Origin of the sequence: Nocardia sp. NPDC059240 (genome assembly GCF_042753865.1) — a bacterium.
GTDB lineage: Bacteria > Actinomycetota > Actinomycetes > Mycobacteriales > Mycobacteriaceae > Nocardia.
The window spans coordinates 285,234-303,156 of sequence record NZ_JBHZAC010000004.1; the positions used below are offsets into that span (position 1 = coordinate 285,234).

Below are 17,923 nucleotides of genomic sequence, written 5' to 3' on the forward strand. Positions count from 1 at the left end.
TCCCTAGAGTGACCGTACCCGCTTCTCGTGACCGAGGTCGACAACTTGGGCACGTTTCTCACCGGACATGTGCGTGGACTCACCCCTGCCCTGGGCAGCGGGGGTGAGTTGTGCCCCGTGGGAACACAACCCGGCCCCGCCGCCCACCCGGATCACTTCTGGGCGCTGAGCTTGCGGTACTCGAACACCGTGTCGACGAGCCCGTATTCCTTGGCCTCGTCGGCGGTCAGGATCTTGTCGCGGTCGGTGTCCTTGCGGATGACGTCCGCGTCCTTACCGGTGTGGCGAGCCAGCGTGGTCTCCATGAGACGACGCATGCGCTCGATCTCCGCGGCCTGGATCTCCAGGTCGGAGACCTGGCCCTGGATGCCGCCCGAGGTGGACGGCTGGTGGATCAGGATGCGGGCGTTCGGCAGCGCGGCACGCTTGCCGGGGGCACCGGCGGCGAGCAGCACGGCCGCGGCCGAGGCGGCCTGACCCAGGCAGACGGTGGCGACATCGGCGCGCACGTACTGCATGGTGTCGTAGATGGCCATCAGCGCGGTGAACGAGCCACCCGGCGAGTTGATGTACATGGTGATGTCACGGTCGGGATCCAGCGACTCCAGCACCAGCAGCTGCGCCATGATGTCGTTCGCGGAGGTGTCATCCACCTGCGCGCCGAGGAAGATGATGCGCTCCTCGAACAGCTTGTTGTAAGGGTTGGACTCCTTGACACCGAAGCTGGAGTGCTCGACGAACGAAGGCAGGATGTAGCGGCCCTGCGGCATCTGCATTCCATTGGAGCCGGCGGCGGCGAAGGTGATGCCCGCGGCCCGCGGATCGATCATGTTGGACATAAACGTCTCCAAAAGTCTTGGTGGGTGGGCTGCGGGGAGCTAGTTACCGTTGGCGCCGTTCGCCTGGCTCGCGTGCGACACGACGTGGTCGATGAAGCCGTACTCCAGGGCCTGGGCCGCGGTGAACCAGCGGTCGCGGTCGGCGTCGGCGGTGACCTGCTCGACGGACTTGCCGGTGAACTGCGACTGCAGCTCGTTCATCTCACGCTTGGTGTAGGCGAACTGCTCGGCCTGGATCGCGATATCGGCGGCGGAACCACCGATGCCGGCGGACGGCTGGTGCATCATGATCCGCGCGTGCGGCAGGGCGTAGCGCTTGCCCTTGGTGCCGGCGGCGAGCAGGAACTGACCCATCGAGGCGGCGAGACCCATGCCGACCGTGCGGATATCGCACTCGGCGAACTGCATGGTGTCGTAGATCGCCATGCCCGCGGTGACCGATCCACCCGGCGAGTTGATGTAGAGCGAGATGTCCTTGGTCGGATCCTCGGCGGACAGCAGCAGAATCTGCGCGCACAGCCAGTTCGCGATGTCGTCGTCGACCTGAGTGCCCAGGAAGATGATGCGGTTGCGCAGCAGGCGCTCGTACACCGAATCACTGAGGTTCAGACCAGCAGTCCCGGATGTCATACGCACCCCTGCCTGATGAATTGTCACGGATACCTGCCCTCTCTCAACGGCTCGGTTACAAGCCACCTACTGATCACTTGAATGTTCCAGCGCTGACACAAACCCTAACGAAGCAGGGCGGCACCAGACTCCCGGTACCGCCCTGCTTCGCTCACAGCGCAAACTTACGTCAACACTGCGCGTTGGCCTGTCTGGGGGTTCTCACGGGTGTCACCCCTGAGAACCCCGAAACTCCAGTTTCGAACCCTTACTTGGCCTCGGCCTCAACGGCTTCGGTGGCATCCGCCACGGTCGCGAGCTCTTCGGCGGACACTTCCTCGGCCTCTTCGGCCGGGTTGCCGAACATCTCGGCGGTGTCCACGGCGTTGCCGGCGGTGTCGGTGACGGTGGCCGCGACCACCACACCGGCGAGGGCCTTACCGCGACGCACGTCGGCGAAGACCGCGCCGAGCTGACCGGCCTGCTGAATCTGCTGGATGAACTGATCCGGGCTCATGCCGTAGCGCTGCGCCTGGAAGATGATCCGCTCGTACAGCTCGTCCTGGCCGACCTGGGTGTTCTCGGCCTCGGCGACGGCGTCCAGCAGCAGCTGGGTCTTGACCGACTTCTCGGCGGCTTCCTTGGTGTCCTTCTTGAACTCCTCCAGCGAGGAGCCCTGGGCCTCGAGGGCCTCCGACAGCTTGGCCTCGTCGTGGTCGAAGCCGTGCACAGCGTCGTGCTCGACGGCGTCGACCTCGGCCTTGACGACACCCTCGGGCAGCGGGATCTCGACGGCCTCGAGCAGGGCCTCGAGGACCTTGTCGCGGATCTCGCCGGCCTGCTGGACCTTCTTGACGCGCTCGACGCGGGTCTTGAGGTCTTCCTTCAGCTCGTCGATGGTGTCGAATTCGCTTGCCAGCTGGGCGAAGTCGTCATCGGCCTCGGGCAGCTCGCGCTCCTTGACCGACTGCGCGGTCACGGTGATGACGGCTTCCTTGCCCGCGTGCTCGCCGGCGACCAGGGTGGAGGTGAAGTCCTTGGACTCGCCCTCCTTGAGGCCGATCAGGGCCTCGTCCAGGCCCTCGATGAGCTGGCCGGAGCCGACCTCGTGGGACAGGCCGGTGGTGGAGGCCTCCTCGACGGCCTCGCCGTCGACGGTGGCGGACAGGTCGATGGAGACGAAGTCGCCGTTCTCGATGGCGCGCTCGACCGCGGTCAGGGTGCCGAAGCGGGCACGCAGCGACTGCAGCTGCTCGTCGATGTCCTCGTCGTTGATCTCGATCGGATCGACGGTGACCGCGAGGGTCGAGAACTCCGGCAGGGTGATCTCCGGGCGGATGTCGACCTCGGCGGTGAAGGCCAGCTCCTCGCCGTCCTCGATCTTGGTGATCTCGATCTCGGGCTGGCCGATGACCTTCACCTCGGTCTCGATGACAGCCTCGCTGTAGCGCTTGGGCAGCACATCGTTGACGACCTGCTCCAGCACGGCGCCACGGCCGACACGGGCCTCGAGGAGCTTGGCCGGGGCCTTACCCGGGCGGAAGCCGGGGATCTTGATCTGCTGCGCGAGAGCCTTGTAGGCGCGATCGAAGTCCGGCTTCAGCTCCTCGAAGGGCACCTCGACATTGATGCGGACCCGAGTCGGGCTCAGCTGCTCGACGGTGCTCTTCACGGACATGCTCCTTGTTCGTTGTACATGGTTGACGTCTGGTTCCCCCCGAACGCATCCCGACCAGGTTAGTTGACGGCCTGCGCGCCCGTGAAACCGGTCGCGGACCGGGCTGGACGGCGGCCGGTCGGTCGACCGGTCGCGCTGGTGGGAGGGGTTGTGCTGTTTAGGAACCGACCTTGACGGCGTCGGTCACGAAGACCAGCGTCTCGTTCGGCTTGATGCCGTGGCCGCCCTGGCCGTAGCCGAGGTTGGGCGGGATCACCAGCAGTCGGCGGGTGCCCTGCGTGATGCCGACCAGGCCCTGGTCCCAGCCCTTGATGACCTGGCCCGCGCCCAGCGTCAGGTCGAAGGTCTGGCCGCGGCTGAAGGAGCTGTCCAGCTTCTTCTTGTCCGACCAGGTGATCAGCGTGTAGTTGGTGCTCAACTGCTGGCCGGCGGCCGCGGCCGGGCCGGTGCCGGTGACCAGATCCTTGGTGAACAGCTCGGTGGGCGGGGTGCAGCCGTCCGGCAGCGTGATGCCGGGGGCTTCGCCGAATCCGCCGGTCACGGTGATGGTGCAGTCCTTGCCGTCGGCCTGCGGCAGCGCGACGGTGAACGTCTGCGCCGGCTTGGCCGAGGTCGAGGCCGCCGAGGTGTCGGTCTTGTTGTCGCTCTTGCTGTCGCTGCTGCCGCAACCGGCCACCAGCACCAGCGCGGCCGCGACCGCACCGATCGCACCGACCTTGCCCACCAAGCGCATTCCCGCTCCTGTCCGTCTGATCCGGATTGCCGCACGGATTGCGACGCCGCGCCGAACCTACACGGCGGGGACGGTTCGCACCGGATCGCAGGGCCGCAATGAGATTGCAGGGCCGGAATCAGGTGGCCCGCACCAGCAGCGCGTACTGCGCGCTCGCCTTGCGGTGGGCGGTCGTCTCGTCCGGGCCGTAGACGACGGCCAGGTAGCGGCCGTGCAGGACCAGGCAGGTGACCGCCTGTGCGTCACCGTTCGCTTCGACGGCCCGGTCAGCCAGGCAGAGGGCGTCCGGTATCCCGGGTGGTGAGGCCGCGAACTGCGACTGCGTCGCTGCCTTGCGCCGCAGCAGGGCCTTGCGTGCGGCGACCGCGTCGGAGAATCGCAGCAGGTGGGTCGAGCCCGCGACTGCCATGGTCTCCGGGGCGGCGTCGGCGAATCCCGACCAGGCGGCGGCCTCGACCGGGCCGTACACCACCCCGGTCGCGTCACGTTGCCCGCCCCATCCGGCGATGCGGCTGTCGTCGTGCACGAAAACCTCTGGGTACGGCCATTTTCCGGGGTCAGCGGGCAGGATGCGGCTGAGCATCCCGGCCGGATCGAGCGGCAGCGCGGACAGTGCCTCGGCGGGGGTCGGTGCGAAGGCGTCCAATCGGGGCAGTTCGGCGTCGAACGTGGCGGTGGCCATGGCGCGCAATGCCGTGCGGTCGGTGCTCGCGGCGGTGATGTAGAGGGTGACGACGAACGGGCCGTGGGCGAGGGTGGCGGCCATGCTCGCCACGTATGGCCGCCAATGTCCGTATGTCGCAAAGTATTCGGGGAACGGGATGTCGACATTGTCGCGGTTGACGGCGGCATCGTCGGCGTCGATCCGCCGGGCCGCGTCGATGGCGGCGGTTTCGTCGTGCATCCGCAGCACGGTGAGGCGCACCGAGCGGGACGTGCCGGGTTGCGGCGGCCCGGAGTCGGCGTCGGTGCCGCCGATACTGAATCCGGCGAGCATGCCGTAGCGGGCGAGATCGCCGACGGTGGCGTCGGCGAGGATGCCGACCGCCGCGGCGGGTGCCGGGACCGGTGCGGCGGCGACGGTGCGCAGCGCAGGGTCGATCGCGCCGGGTGACACCATCGCCTCCGACATGCGCGCCGATTCCAGCAGTCCGCCGTAGGTGGTGTCGGCCGGTGCGGACAGTGCCTGACCGCCGTAGCCGGTCAGGTCGAGACCGCCGAGGTCCGGTTGTGTAGGGCGTGGTGTTCCGGCGATCGCGCAGGCGCTCGCCAGCACTGCCACGGCCAGGCATGACGCCTGTCCGGGTCGCGTGCGGTGAAGCCTCCCCGTGCTGCGACCACCGGTGAGATCCTCCCCTGGAAGCATCTTTTCGAGTGTGATCCGCACCACTGACATGGGCAACCGTTCAACTCGATATTGTTGCCGATTCGATTCCATTGCGGGACTGCGGGATACACGAAAACTCGTTAAATATGTTTGCCGGGACGGTGCTATTACGGGAGCATCGCAGGATGCTGTTGACGATTTCTTGTACGCGACCCGATGATGCCGCCTGGCCTGCCAGCGACCTCGGTTTTCTGCTGCACAAGAATCCCGCCCGCATACAAACTTTCGAGCAGTCCTACGGCGTCGCCCACGTGCTGTATCCCGAGGCGTCCGAACAGCGCTGCACCGCTGCATTGTTGCTGGAGATCGATCCGGTCCGGCTGGTGCGCGGAAAATCCAAAGGGACACCCGAATTCAGTCTCGGGCAGTATGTGAACGATCGCCCGTATGCTGCGTCGTCGCTGCTGTCGGTGGCGATCTCGACGGTATTCGGCACGGCCCTGCACGGGCGCTGCGCGCAGCGTCCGGAATTGGCCGAGACCCCGCTGCCGTTGCGCATCGAACTCCCGGCGGTGCCGTGCAAGGGCGGCGCCGAATACGCCGACCGGGTGTTCGCGCCGCTGGGCTGGAATGTGGTGGCCACTCCCCTGCCACTGGACCCGGCGTTTCCCGAATGGGGCGACTCGCATTACCTGCGGCTCGAACTCACCGGCACCCAGCGGCTTTCCGACGCGCTGTCGCACCTGTATGTCCTGCTGCCCGTCCTCGACGGCAGCAAGCACTACTTCCTCGACAGCGCGGAGATCGACAAGTTGCTGCGCTTCGGCGAGGGTTGGCTGGTCGGTCACCCGGAACGCGAGTGGATCACCCGCCGCTACCTGACTCGGCGCTACACCCTGGTCCGGACGGCACTGGCCCGGCTGGCCGAGTTGGATGACGCGGAGCCGGAGGAGTTGGACGCCGTCGAGGTGGAACTCGACGACGACGGCGATGCCAAGGAAGCCGGGGTGGCCACGGAAGCGGCTGCGGCAGAATCCGATTCGGTGGGGTCGCCGAACAAGGCGGGTACGGCCGAGGGTGCGGTCGCCGACGGCTCGGCGGCCGAGTCCACCGAACAGGGTCCGTCGCTGGCGGTACTGCGGCGACAGGCCGTGCATCGGGCATTGCTCGAGGTCGAGGCGGGCCGGGTGCTGGATCTCGGGTGCGGGCAGGGGGCTCTGCTGCGAGAACTGGTGGCGGACCGGGCTTTCACCGAAATCGTCGGGATCGACGTGTCGATGCGGGAGCTGCACATCGCGGCGCGGCGGATGCGGCGGCTGCCGGAGTGGCAGTCGCGGCGGGTCACCGTGCGGCAGGGGGCGCTCACGTATACCGATGCCTCGCTGCGCGGTTACGACGCGGCCGTGCTCATGGAGGTGATCGAGCATGTGGACGCGCCGCGGCTGGCGGCGCTGGAGCATTCGGTGTTCGGTTCGGCCGCACCGGGTGCGGTGCTGGTGACGACGCCGAACAGCGAGTACAACGTGCGCTACGAGACCCTGCACGCGGGCACGTTCCGGCATACCGATCACCGATTCGAGTGGAGCCGGGCAGAATTCGCGGACTGGGCGCGGCGGGTCGGTGCGACGTACGGCTACGCCGTGCGATTCGTGCCGATCGGGCCCGAGGATGCGGAAGTGGGGGCGTCGACGCAGATGGCTGTGTTCACGAAACAGGTTGCGGGTACGAGCGACAGCGATGAGAAAGGAGCCGCGTAATGGCTGAGCTGTCCATCCCGGTGCTGTCGCTGGTCGTGCTGATCGGCTCCAGCGGTTCCGGGAAATCGACGTTCGCACACAAGCACTTCCGGTCGACGGCGGTGCTGTCCTCGGATGCGTACCGCGGGCTGGTGAGTGATGACGAGGCCGACCAGTCGGCCACCAACGACGCGTTCGAACTGCTGCATCACGTCGCGGGTGTGCGGTTGCGGCGCGGTCTGCGGACCGTCGTCGACGCCACCAATGTGCAGCCGAAGGCACGGCAGGCGCTGGTGGAGCTGGCCCGCGCGAACGATGTGCTGCCGGTGGCGATCGTGCTCGACGTGCCCGAGGCCGAGTGCGTGCGCCGCAACGCACTGCGCCACGACCGCGCGGATCTCGGGCCGCACGTGGTGAACCGGCACCAGCGTGATCTGAAGCGTTCGCTGAAATTCCTGGAACGCGAGGGCTTCCGCAAGGTGCACGTGCTGCGCGGGGTCGAGGAGATCGAGGCGGCGAGCATCCGCGACGAGCGGCTGTGGAACGACAAGTCCGATCTCACCGGGCCTTTCGATGTGATCGGCGATGTGCACGGTTGCCGCAGCGAATTGGAGACGCTGCTCTGCGAGCTCGGGTACTTCATCACCCGCGACGAGGACGGCCGGGCGATCGACGCACGGCACCCCGAAGGGCGTACCGCCGTGTTCGTGGGCGACCTGGTCGACCGCGGACCCGACACCCCGGGCGTGCTGCGGCTGGTCATGGGCATGGTGGGTGCCGGAAACGCCTTGTGCGTCACCGGAAACCACGAGTTCAAGCTGGTGCGCGCCCTGGACGGCCGCCGCGTCAAGGTGGCGCACGGGCTCGCCGAGTCGCTGGCGCAGCTGGAGGCCGAGGACGCCGAATTCCGTAAGACCGCACAGGAATTCATGCGCGGCCTGGTCAGCCACTATGTGCTCGACGGCGGCCAACTGGTGGTCGCGCACGCCGGACTGAAGGAGGCGTACCACGGTCGCACCTCGGGCCGGGTCCGCGAGTTCGCCATGTACGGCGAATCCACCGGCGAGACCGACGAATACGGCCTGCCGGTGCGTTACCCGTGGGCGAGCGACTATCGCGGCAAGGCGCTGGTGCTCTACGGCCACACGCCGATGACAGAGCTGGTGTGGGTGAACAACACCCTGTGCCTGGATACCGGTGTGGTGTTCGGCGGTCGCCTGACCGCCCTGCGCTACCCCGAACGGGAGCCGGTTTCGGTTGCGGCCGAAGAGGTCTGGTTCGAGCCGGTGCGCCCGCTGGAGGCCGGTGTCTTCGCCACCGGTGAGGCGGTCGTGCAGCGGGATCCGGGCGTGCTGGACCTCGACGACGTGCTCGGCCGCCGGGTGGTGGAGACCCGCCACCTGGGCCGGGTGAACGTGCGCGAGGATGCCGCGGCGGCCGCGCTCGAGGTGATGAGCCGCTTCGCGGTGGATCCGCGCTGGCTGGTGTACCTGCCGCCGACCATGTCGCCGTGCGCCACCTCCACCCTGGACGGCTACCTCGAGCATCCCGCCCAGGCCTTCGAGTATTACCGTGCCGAAGGCGTGGACACCGTGGTGTGCGAGGCCAAGCACATGGGTTCGCGTGCGGTGGTGGTGGTTTCGCGGTCGGCGACGGCCGCGCACGACCGCTTCGGCATCGAGGACGGTTCGACCGGCGCGGTGTACACCCGCACCGGGCGGCCCTTCTTCGACGATCCGGCGCGTACCGAGGCACTGCTGGCCCGGGTGCGGTCGGCGGCCGAAACCGCCGGGCTGTTCGAGGAATTGGGCACCGACTGGCTGCTGCTGGATACCGAATTGCTGCCGTGGTCGGCCAAGGCGATGGGTCTGCTGCGCAGTCAGTACGCGGCGGTCGGCACGGCCGCGCGGGCCTCGCTCGCACAGGCCACCGATGTACTGGCGGCTGCGGCCGAAAGGGGTTTGGACGTAGGCGATCTCGCGGCGCGCACGGATGCGCGCCGCGCGGACGCCGATGCCTTCACCACCGCCTACGGCCATTACTGCTGGCCCACCGACGGTCTCGACGGCGTGCGCCTGGCCCCGTTCCAGATCCTGGCCGCCTCCGGCGCGAATCTCGCCGGGCGCGACCACAACTGGCACCTGGAGCACATCGACCGTCTGGTCACCGCCGACCCGGAGTTCTTCACCCGCACCGACCGCCGCCTGGTCGACCTGACCTCCCCCGAGGCAGAGGCCGAGGCGACGGCCTGGTGGACCGAACTCACCACGGCAGGCGGCGAAGGCATGGTCGTCAAACCGCTGGGCTCGCTGGTGACCGGCACCGGCACGCGGAGTGGCCGACCGGTGCAGCCGGGCGTGAAATGCCGTGGCCCGGAATACCTCCGGATCATCTACGGCCCGGAATACCTGCGCCCCGACCAGCTGCAGCGGCTGCGTTCCCGCAACCTCGGTGGCAAACGATCGATGGCGTTGCGCGAATACGCCCTCGGCCTGGAGGCTCTGGATCGCTTCGTCACCCGAGAACCGCTGTGGCGGGTCCACGAGGCGGTGTTCGCCATCCTGGCGCTCGAGACCGAGCCGGTCGACCCGCGACTGTGAGACACCGGATGGCCGGAGACCTGCCAGGTCTCCGGCCATTTGTCAGGCCGGGGTGGTGGTGAGGTGGTCGTGGAGGCGGGTCAGGTAGGGGCGTTGGCCTTTACCCAGCTTCTCCTCCGCGGTCTCCAGGTCGAACCATTCGGCTCGGTCGATTTCAGGGAACTCGGCCATGCGGCCGGAGCGGGGTGGCCACTCCATCTCGAAGGTGCCGGGGACGACTTGGGACGGGTCGAGGTCGGCTTCGACGGCCCAGACGGTGAGTTGTTTCTTGCCGCGGCCGCTGCCGTATTCGACCTCGCCGAGGGGGATCCAGTCGCCGTCGGGGACGGGGAGACCGAGTTCCTCGCCGAATTCGCGGCGGGCGGCAGCCGGGGCTTCCTCGTCGGCGGGGTCGTATTCGCCCTTGGGGATGGACCAGGCGGAGGCGTCCTTCTTGGCCCACAGGGGGCCGCCCATGTGTCCGAGGAGCACTTCGAGGCGGCCTGCGTCGCTTCCATGCCCGGGAGCGCGGCGGAAGAGGAGGACTCCGGCGCTGTATCTGAGGGTCATGGCAAGAGTTTGCCGAATCGGCGGGCAAGCGTGCACGTCGGGCGCTAGTGTCGGCGACACTGCGGCAATCCGGACGTCCAGGATTAATCCCCGATAACGGATGAATAGTTCCCGTCGGACATCTTGCTGCCGAAACCTATTCGGCATCTGTACCTTCCATTACGCTCCAGGCTTTGGACCAGCACCACACCTGATGATGGATTGGATAGCGCATGGAGTTCCGCACCGCCTCCGCGGCTGCCACCCTGGTGATCGGCGCACTCATCGCCCCCGCCACGCTATGGTCGGGCGCGGCCCCGGCGAACGCCCAGCCCGCCGTCACCTCCCCCGACGCGCCGCACCTCACCTACTCGGCCAAGATGGTGGACAAGACCATCGTCACCACCCTGCGCGGCGGCACCTTCGAACTCTCGCAGCAGCTCGGCGGCGATACCGCGCAGCCCGGCGCGGATGCGGCACAGCCGGGCAGCGTCGCGGCGCGAACCGTCGACGTGGTCAACGTCAAGGACCCCGACGGCAAGGTGCTGCTCACCCTGCCGCTGCAATTCCATCTGGGCCCCATCGACATTCCGGTGAAGCCCGAGCTGCGGGAGAACAACACCATCCTGGCGCTCACCCCGGACAAGCCGTCGGGCCTGTCGCTCACCCAGCCGCTGGCCGTGAAACCCGTTGCCTCCCAGTCGGAGAACGACCGCGCACTGGGCAGCTTCGCCCAGCAGTTCGGCCTGGCCACCACCATCGGCACCTTCGTCGGCACCGCCATCGGCGCGACCATCGGCTGTATCGCCACCCTGGCCGCGGGCTGCCTGCCCGGTTTCGCCACCGGCGCGACCGTCGGCGGCATCATCGGCACCATCGCCCTGGGCAGCCCCGTCCTGATCGCGTCGGGCATCGACCTGCTCAGCACCTGGCAGGCCCCGGACGGCACGACCCACTGGGCGGACAAGACGACCCCGGCGGCGACCCCACAGCCGGCCGCGCCCCAGCCTGCCGCCCAGCCCGCCAACTAAGCCCCACCCATCCGCAGGACCCACCCCCCGACGGCCTGACCGGCCGGATGACGAAGGCCTGTCAGGCGGGTGGGATAGGCACCCGCCACACCACGGTGGTGCCGCGCCCGTCCAGGCCCAGGCCGACCTCTACCACGCCGTCGAGTTCGGTGGCGCGTTCGGCGATATTGCGCAGACCGCCGCGCCGGGGGGCATCGCCGACACCGATACCGTTGTCCGCCACCGAAATTCGGAGTTCGCCGCGGACGGCGTGGACGGCCACGTCGATGCGGGTGGCATCGGCGTGGCGGACCGTGTTGGACAGTGATTCGCGCAGCACCGCCAGCGCTTGGCGGGCAGTGTCGGGCGGGACCACCGTGTCGATCGGCCCGTCCTGGTGCAGGCTGGGTGTGAAGCCGAGGTGGCGCGCGGCGGTGGTGACCAATTCGCTTATCTCGCTGCGTAATCCACCCTGCCCGCCGGAGGCGGACTGCAGCGAGAAGATGGTGCCGCGAATGTCCTGGATAGTGTCGTCCAGGTCTGCGACCACCCGTTCCAGGCGGTCGGCGATGTCGGCGGTGGGTTGCAGCCGCAGCGCGCCCTGCAGGGCCAGTCCCGAGGCGTAGATGCGCTGGATGACCGAGTCGTGGAGGTCGCGCGCGATGCGGTCGCGGTCCTCCATGACCGCGATCTTGGCGGAGTCGCGCTGCCGGCGCGCCGTCTCCTGCTGAACCCGTTCGTACATGCGCACATTGGTGATCTTCACCGCGGCGATGACGGCCAGCGCCTCGATGATCCGCTCGTCCTCGTCGCTGAAGCTGCCGCCCCGCTTGTTGGTGAGATAGAGGTCGCCCAGTACGCGTCCGCGATAGCGCACCGGCACACCGAGAAAGCTGCGCATGGACGGATGTCCGGCGGGCCAGCCCTCGAAGGCCGGGTGTTTGGTGAGGTCGGCCATGCGCACGGGGTCCTCCCCCGCCAGCACCGCGCCGAGTACGCCGCGCCCGCACGGCCAGTGCCCGATGCGGTCGATCGTCGCCTGGTCCATGCCGACCGGGACGAACTGCGCCAGCCGCCGCTCACCGGTGCCGTCGTCGGGTTCCAGCAAGCCCAGGGCACCGTATTCGGCGTCGACCAGCCGGACCGCCGCGGCCACCAACTGCCGTAGCACCAGGTCCACGTCGAGGTCCGAGACCACGGTGTACACCGCTTCGACCAGGTCGTGCAGCCGTTCCCGGGATGCGGTCAGTTCCCGCAGTTCGTCGGGTACGGCACCCCACGGCTCTTCGGACATGAACCACAGGCTACCCATCGGCAACCTGGGGACATTTGTCTCTGGGTCCGGGTGTCGCGAGGGAGAAGTCTGTTATCAGACCATTCGGCTGATTTAGGAGTCACACAATGACGATGATCGGAACCGAACCGCGCACCGAAGCCTGGACCGGATTCAAAGGCGGCCTGTGGCGAGACACCGTCGATGTGCGCGATTTCATTCAGCAGAACTACCGGCCCTACGAGGGCGACGGCAGCTTCCTGGCCGGAGCGACCGCCCGCACCCTGGGCATCTGGGACAAGCTGAGCGCCATGTTCCCGGCCGAGCGCGAGCGCGGCATCTACGACGTGGACCAGCACACCCCTTCGACCATCACCGCGCACAAGCCGGGCTACATCGACGAGGACACCGAGCTCATCGTCGGGCTGCAGACCGATGCGCCGCTGAAGCGGGCGATCATGCCCTACGGCGGTTACCGCATGGTGCAGACCAGCCTCGCCGCCTACGGCGTGGAGGAGGACCCGCGGGTCACGGAGATCTTCTCCAAGTACCGCAAGACCCACAATGACGGTGTCTTCGACGCTTACACCGCCGATATTCGCGCCGCCCGCAGCGCGGGCATCGTGACCGGACTGCCGGATGCCTACGGCCGCGGCCGCATCATCGGCGACTACCGTCGCGTCGCCCTCTACGGTGTCGACAAGCTGATCGAGGCCAAGCAGGCCGATCGCGCGGCCCTCGACGATCTGTGGGCCGATGACGAAACCATCCGTCGCCGTGAGGAAGTCAGCGAGCAGATCCGCGCGCTCGGCGAGCTGAAGGAGATGGCCGCCGCCTACGGCTACGACATCTCCAAGCCCGCGAGCACCGGCCAGGAGGCCATCCAGTGGCTGTACTTCGCGTACCTGGCCGCGGTGAAGGAGCAGAACGGCGCGGCCATGTCGCTGGGCCGGACCTCGAACTTCGTGGACATCTACCTCGAGCGTGACCTGGCCGAGGGCCTGATCACCGAGGAGCGCGCCCAGGAACTGGTCGACGACTTCGTGATCAAGCTGCGCATCGTGCGCTTCCTGCGCACTCCCGAGTACGACGAGCTGTTCTCCGGCGATCCGACCTGGGTGACCGAGTCCATCGGCGGCATCGGCTCCGACGGCCGTCCGCTGGTGACCCGCACCAGCTTCCGCTACCTGCAGACCCTCTACAACCTGGGCCCGGCTCCCGAGCCGAACCTGACCGTGTTCTGGTCGCCGGCGCTGCCGACGGGTTTCAAGCGCTTCTGCGCCAAGGTGTCCATCGACACCAGCTCCATCCAGTACGAGTCCGACGAGCTGATGCGGCCGCGCTACGGCGACGACACCGCGATCGCCTGCTGTGTCTCGGCCATGGAGGTCGGCAAGCAGATGCAGTTCTTCGGCGCGCGGGTGAATCTCGCCAAGACGCTGCTGTACGCCATCAACGGCGGACGTGACGAGAAGAAGGGCAAGGTCGTCGCGCGCGGCTTCGAGCCGATCACCGCGGACGTCCTCACCTACGAGGAGGTCGACGCCAAGCTCGATCAGCTGATGGACTGGCTGGCCAAGACGTACGTCCACGCGCTCAACGTCATTCACTACATGCACGACAAGTACGCGTACGAGCGCATCGAGATGGCGTTGCACGATTTGGATGTGCGTCGCACCATGGCCTGCGGTATCGCCGGTCTGGCCGTGGCCGCCGACTCTCTGTCGGCCATCAAGTACGCCAAGGTGACTCCCGTTCGTGACGAGACCGGCCTGGCCACCGACTACGTGATCGAGGGCGACTTCCCGAAGTTCGGCAACAACGACGACCGCGTCGACTCGATTGCCGCCGAACTGGTGGAGCGGTTCATGCAGAAGGTCCGCAAGTACCCGACCTACCGCAATGCCGAGCACACCCAGTCGGTGCTGACCATCACCTCGAATGTGGTGTACGGCAAGAAGACCGGCAACACCCCCGACGGTCGTCGGGCGGGCGAGCCGTTCTCGCCGGGTGCCAACCCGATGAACGGCCGCGACACCCACGGCATCGTGGCCTCGGCCATGTCGGTCGCCAAGCTGCCGTATGAGCATGCGACGGACGGCATTTCGCTCACCACCACGGTGACGCCGGAGGGTCTGGGCCGCAGCGCCGACGAGCGCATCACCAACCTGGTGGGCGTGATGGACGGGTACGTCGCGACCAACGGCTTCCACATGAACGTGAACGTCCTCAACCAGGACACGCTGTTGGACGCCATGGAGCACCCGGAGAACTACCCGCAGTTGACGATTCGCGTCTCGGGCTACGCGGTGAACTTCGTTCGCCTGACCCGTGAGCAGCAGCTCGACGTCATCAACCGCACCTTCCACGCGAGCCTCTAAGCCGCCCGCGCCGACATCGAAAGGTTGAAAGTCATGTCCACACCGGTCCTGCTGCAGCCGAGCATCGATGTCGGCGCACCCGGCGGTGACTCGCTCACCGGATCCGTTCACTCCTGGGATATCTCGACCGGGGTGGACGGGCCGGGCACCCGCTTCGTCACCTTCCTCAGCGGCTGCCCGCTCCGGTGCCTGTACTGCCAGAACCCTGATACTTGGTTGCGCGACAACGGAACTCGCATGAGTGTCGACGATGTGCTCGGCGAGGCGGCCAAATTCGTGCCGTTCATCCGCGCCTCCGGCGGTGGCGCAACCATCAGTGGCGGGGAACCGCTGCAGCAGCCCAAGTTTGCGACCTCACTGCTGCAGGGGTTCCAAGGTCTCGGACTGTCCACTGCCCTCGATACTTCCGGCTACCTGGGGCGCCTTGCCTCCGATGAGCTGCTCGCGGCCACGGACCTGGTGCTGCTGGATATCAAGGCCGGACAGCCCGAGACCTACCGTCGCCTGACCGGTCGCGACCTGAAGCCGACCCTCGACTTCGCTATCAAGCTGGCCAAGCGCGGCAAGCGGGTGTGGCTGCGCTACGTGCTGGTCCCCGGCATCACCGACGCGATCGAGGAGATCGGCGCCGTGGCCGGATTCGCCGGCGGACTGGGCAATATCGAGCGGGTGGATGTCCTCCCGTTCCACACGCTGGGCCAATCCAAGTGGGAGGCCCTCAACCGTCGTTTCGTGCTCGCCGACACCCCGACACCGACCTCCGAGCAGGTCGAAGAGGCACGAGACGTTTTCCGGGCCGCAGGACTGACGGCCTACTAGACCTTGTCGGGGACAAGGAACAGGGAATGAGCGCGGCGGGTAGTGGAGGTTTCGGACCACCACCCGCCGCGTTCGCTACCCGGATCCGCACCGACCACCTGCGAGGATGACACCGTGGACAACTCAGACAAGATCCGAGTCTTCCTGCTCGACGACCACGAGATCGTGCGTCGCGGCCTGCAGGACCTCCTCGAAGCCGAGGGCGACATCGAGGTCGCGGGCGAGGCCGGCACCGCCGCCGAGGCGCTGCGCCGCGTCCCCGCCGTACGCCCCGATGTGGCGGTCCTCGACGTCCGGCTCGAGGACGGCGACGGCGTCACCGTCTGCCGCGACCTCATGTCGGAGATGCCGGACCTCAACGTCCTCATGCTCACCTCGTTCTCCGACGACGAGGCACTGCTGGGCGCGGTGCTGGCAGGCGCGAAAGGCTATGTCCTCAAGCAGCTTCGCGGGCCACAACTGGTGAACGCGATCCGCCGCGTCGCCGCCGGCGAATCCCTGATCGACCCGCGCACCGCCGCCGAGGTCACCTCGCGCCTGCAGGAGCGCACCCCCGCCAACCCCCTCGCCGACGTCGACCTGACCGAGCGCGAGAAGCAGATTCTCCTGCATATCGGTCAGGGCCTCTCCAACAAGGAGATCGCGGGCAAGATCTACCTGTCGGAGAAGACAGTCCGCAACTACGTCTCAGCACTACTGGGCAAGCTGGGCCTCGCCCGCCGCTCCCAGGCCGCCATCCTCGCCGAACACCTCCGCCACGAACACGGCGACAACTGGGCCGACGGGGTCCGCTGAATCCCCTTCGGGTTCAGGGGTCCAGCGTCTTCCGCACCCGGGCCGCCTCTCGGGTCAGGTGGTCGCGCTCGGGGATATTGGTGGCCAGCCGCGACGCCTCGGCATACAGGGCGGCGGCCTGCTCGAGGTCGCCCGCGCGTTCGAGAAGGTAGGCGCGAACCGCGGTGTAGCGCGGCAACTCCGGGTCCAGGTCGGCCAGTGCGGCCAATCCGGCGCGGGGTCCGTCGGCCTCGCCGACCGCCACCGCGCGGTTCAAGCGCACGATCGGGCTGGCGGTGAGGTGCAGCAGTTCGTCGTACCACTCCACGATTTGGACCCATTCTGTTTCGGCCGCGTCCGGAGCATCGGCGTGCAGGGCTGCGATGGCGGCCTGGGCCTGGTATTCGCCGAGCCGGTCGCGGGCCAGCGCATTCTGCAGGATCTCCACGCCCTCGGCGATAGCGCTTGTGTCCCAACGGGATCGGTCCTGCTGCGCGAGCGGCACCAGTCGGCCGCCCGCACCGGTGCGCGACGCCCGGCGGGCATGATGCAGCAGCATCAACGCGAGTAGCCCCGCGACCTCGGGATCGTCGGTGGCGGCCGCAAGCTGGCAGGTGAGCCGGATGGCCTCGGCAGCGAGGTCGATATCGCCGCTGTAGCCCTCGTTGAAGACGAGATAGAGCACGCGCAGCACCGTCGGGAGATCACCGGGGCGATCGAGGGGCTCCCCCGTGATGCGCCGCTTGGCGCGGCTGATGCGTTGCGCCATGGTCGCTTCCGGGACCAGATAGGCCGCGGCGATCTGTCGGGTGGTCAGACCACCGACCGCACGCAAGGTCAGAGCAACGGCCGACCCCGGAGACAGGGCCGGGTGCGCGCACAGGAAGTACAGCCACAGGGTGTCGTCCGCACCGGAGACCGGGCCCGCCTCCGGCTCGATCTCCACGGCGAGTTCCCGTCCCCTGCGCGAGGTTTCGGCGCGAGTGGCATCGAGGAACTTGTGCCAGGCGGCCGCGACGAGCCAGCCCTTGGCGTCGCGCGGCGGATCGTCCGGCCAAGTCTCGAAGGCCCGGATCAGCGCCTCCTGCACCGCGTCCTCGGCCGCAGCGAAGTCGGCTCCGCGGCGAACGAGGACGCCGATCACCGCGGGGACGAGATCACGCAGCAGCGACTCGTTCACTCGCCAACCCTCCCGCCCACCGCGAGGCTCACTCGGTGACCGTGGGCAGCCCGGTGAAGAACGGTCGTATCTCGAGCCACTCCTGGATCGGTTTGCCGCCCGCTCCAGGCGCCGCTGACAGCTCGGCGGCCAATTCGAGTGCGCGCTCATAGGTTTCGACGTCGATGATCATCCATCCGGCGATCAGGTCTTTGGTCTCCGCGAAAGGCCCGTCGGTGACGGGCGGGCGACCGTCGCCGTCGGAGCGTACGAAGGTGCCCTGCGGCGACAGCGCCTGGCTGTCGACGAACTCGCCGGTGGCCTCGAGCCGCGCGGCGAAATCCTCCATGTACTGCACGTGAGCCGTCAACTCCGCCGGCGTCCACTGATCCATCGGCACGTCGTTGGCGGGCGCCGGCGCGCCCCGGTAATGCTTGAGCAGCAGATATTTCGGCAT

The 17,923-nt window shown here is 67.8% G+C and carries 15 protein-coding genes; 6 read left to right on the top strand and 9 right to left on the bottom strand.

Features of this window, described 5'->3' with window-relative positions; translation table 11 throughout:
* Window positions 1-152: 152 nt before the first annotated feature.
* From ACFXHA_RS15915 to ACFXHA_RS15935, 5 genes are all read right to left on the bottom strand, one after another.
* Window positions 153-776: an ATP-dependent Clp protease proteolytic subunit gene (locus ACFXHA_RS15915; RefSeq protein WP_379358286.1), complete on the bottom strand. Its 624-nt coding sequence runs from the start codon at window positions 774-776 to the stop codon at window positions 153-155.
* Window positions 777-878: 102 nt separating this feature from the next.
* Entirely contained in the window at window positions 879-1,469 is a 591-nt protein-coding gene (locus tag ACFXHA_RS15920) for an ATP-dependent Clp protease proteolytic subunit (RefSeq protein WP_379357213.1), read from the bottom strand.
* Window positions 1,470-1,716: 247 nt separating this feature from the next.
* Window positions 1,717-3,120: a trigger factor gene (gene tig, locus ACFXHA_RS15925; RefSeq protein WP_379357215.1), complete on the bottom strand. Its 1,404-nt coding sequence runs from the start codon at window positions 3,118-3,120 to the stop codon at window positions 1,717-1,719.
* A 163-nt stretch (window positions 3,121-3,283) separates the two neighbouring features.
* Window positions 3,284-3,859, bottom strand: a complete 576-nt coding sequence (locus tag ACFXHA_RS15930) for an FKBP-type peptidyl-prolyl cis-trans isomerase (protein ID WP_379357217.1) — start codon at window positions 3,857-3,859, stop codon at window positions 3,284-3,286.
* Between the two features lie 118 nt (window positions 3,860-3,977).
* A complete protein-coding gene (locus ACFXHA_RS15935; protein WP_379357219.1) occupies window positions 3,978-5,225 on the bottom strand; it encodes a hypothetical protein in 1,248 nt (415 codons plus the stop codon).
* Window positions 5,226-5,371: 146 nt separating this feature from the next.
* Between ACFXHA_RS15935 and ACFXHA_RS15940 the strand changes: the two genes are divergently transcribed.
* Together ACFXHA_RS15940 and ACFXHA_RS15945 are read left to right on the top strand one after the other, a co-directional pair.
* Window positions 5,372-6,943 carry a 3' terminal RNA ribose 2'-O-methyltransferase Hen1 gene (locus ACFXHA_RS15940; RefSeq protein WP_379357221.1) on the top strand — a complete coding sequence of 524 codons (1,572 nt, stop codon included), beginning with the start codon at window positions 5,372-5,374 and terminating at the stop codon, window positions 6,941-6,943.
* A complete protein-coding gene (locus ACFXHA_RS15945; protein ID WP_379357223.1) occupies window positions 6,943-9,522 on the top strand; it encodes a polynucleotide kinase-phosphatase in 2,580 nt (859 codons plus the stop codon). Before ACFXHA_RS15940 ends, ACFXHA_RS15945 begins: the two co-directional genes overlap by 1 nt.
* Window positions 9,523-9,564: 42 nt before the next feature.
* On the opposite strand, the gene ACFXHA_RS15950 is transcribed toward ACFXHA_RS15945, so the two are convergent.
* Window positions 9,565-10,071 (bottom strand): NUDIX domain-containing protein, encoded by a 507-nt coding sequence (locus ACFXHA_RS15950; RefSeq protein WP_379357225.1) that lies wholly within the window; start codon window positions 10,069-10,071, stop codon window positions 9,565-9,567.
* A 212-nt stretch (window positions 10,072-10,283) separates the two neighbouring features.
* Between ACFXHA_RS15950 and ACFXHA_RS15955 the strand changes: the two genes are divergently transcribed.
* Complete coding sequence (locus tag ACFXHA_RS15955; protein ID WP_379357227.1) at window positions 10,284-11,081, top strand: hypothetical protein; 798 nt, start codon at window positions 10,284-10,286, stop codon at window positions 11,079-11,081.
* 61 nt (window positions 11,082-11,142) lie between these two features.
* Here ACFXHA_RS15955 and ACFXHA_RS15960 read toward each other — a convergent pair whose 3' ends face one another.
* A complete protein-coding gene (locus ACFXHA_RS15960; RefSeq protein ID WP_379357229.1) occupies window positions 11,143-12,354 on the bottom strand; it encodes a GAF domain-containing protein in 1,212 nt (403 codons plus the stop codon).
* Window positions 12,355-12,461: 107 nt separating this feature from the next.
* Here ACFXHA_RS15960 and pflB point away from each other — a divergent pair, with 107 nt between their 5' ends.
* The 3 genes from pflB (at window position 12,462) to ACFXHA_RS15975 (ending at window position 16,328) form a co-directional block, all read left to right on the top strand.
* Window positions 12,462-14,714, top strand: coding sequence for a formate C-acetyltransferase (gene pflB, locus ACFXHA_RS15965; protein ID WP_379357231.1), 2,253 nt, complete (start codon window positions 12,462-12,464; stop codon window positions 14,712-14,714).
* Window positions 14,715-14,747: 33 nt separating this feature from the next.
* On the top strand, window positions 14,748-15,533 hold the full coding sequence (gene pflA, locus ACFXHA_RS15970) for a pyruvate formate-lyase-activating protein (protein WP_379357233.1): 786 nt from the start codon (window positions 14,748-14,750) through the stop codon (window positions 15,531-15,533).
* 114 nt (window positions 15,534-15,647) lie between these two features.
* Window positions 15,648-16,328: a response regulator gene (locus tag ACFXHA_RS15975; RefSeq protein ID WP_379357235.1), complete on the top strand. Its 681-nt coding sequence runs from the start codon at window positions 15,648-15,650 to the stop codon at window positions 16,326-16,328.
* A gap of 13 nt (window positions 16,329-16,341) precedes the next feature.
* Here ACFXHA_RS15975 and ACFXHA_RS15980 read toward each other — a convergent pair whose 3' ends face one another.
* The gene (locus tag ACFXHA_RS15980; protein ID WP_379357237.1) at window positions 16,342-17,487 is read right to left on the bottom strand and encodes an RNA polymerase sigma factor; all 1,146 of its coding nucleotides are present in this window, start codon (window positions 17,485-17,487) and stop codon (window positions 16,342-16,344) included.
* A 28-nt stretch (window positions 17,488-17,515) separates the two neighbouring features.
* Complete coding sequence (locus ACFXHA_RS15985) at window positions 17,516-17,923, bottom strand: YciI family protein (RefSeq protein WP_379357239.1); 408 nt, start codon at window positions 17,921-17,923, stop codon at window positions 17,516-17,518.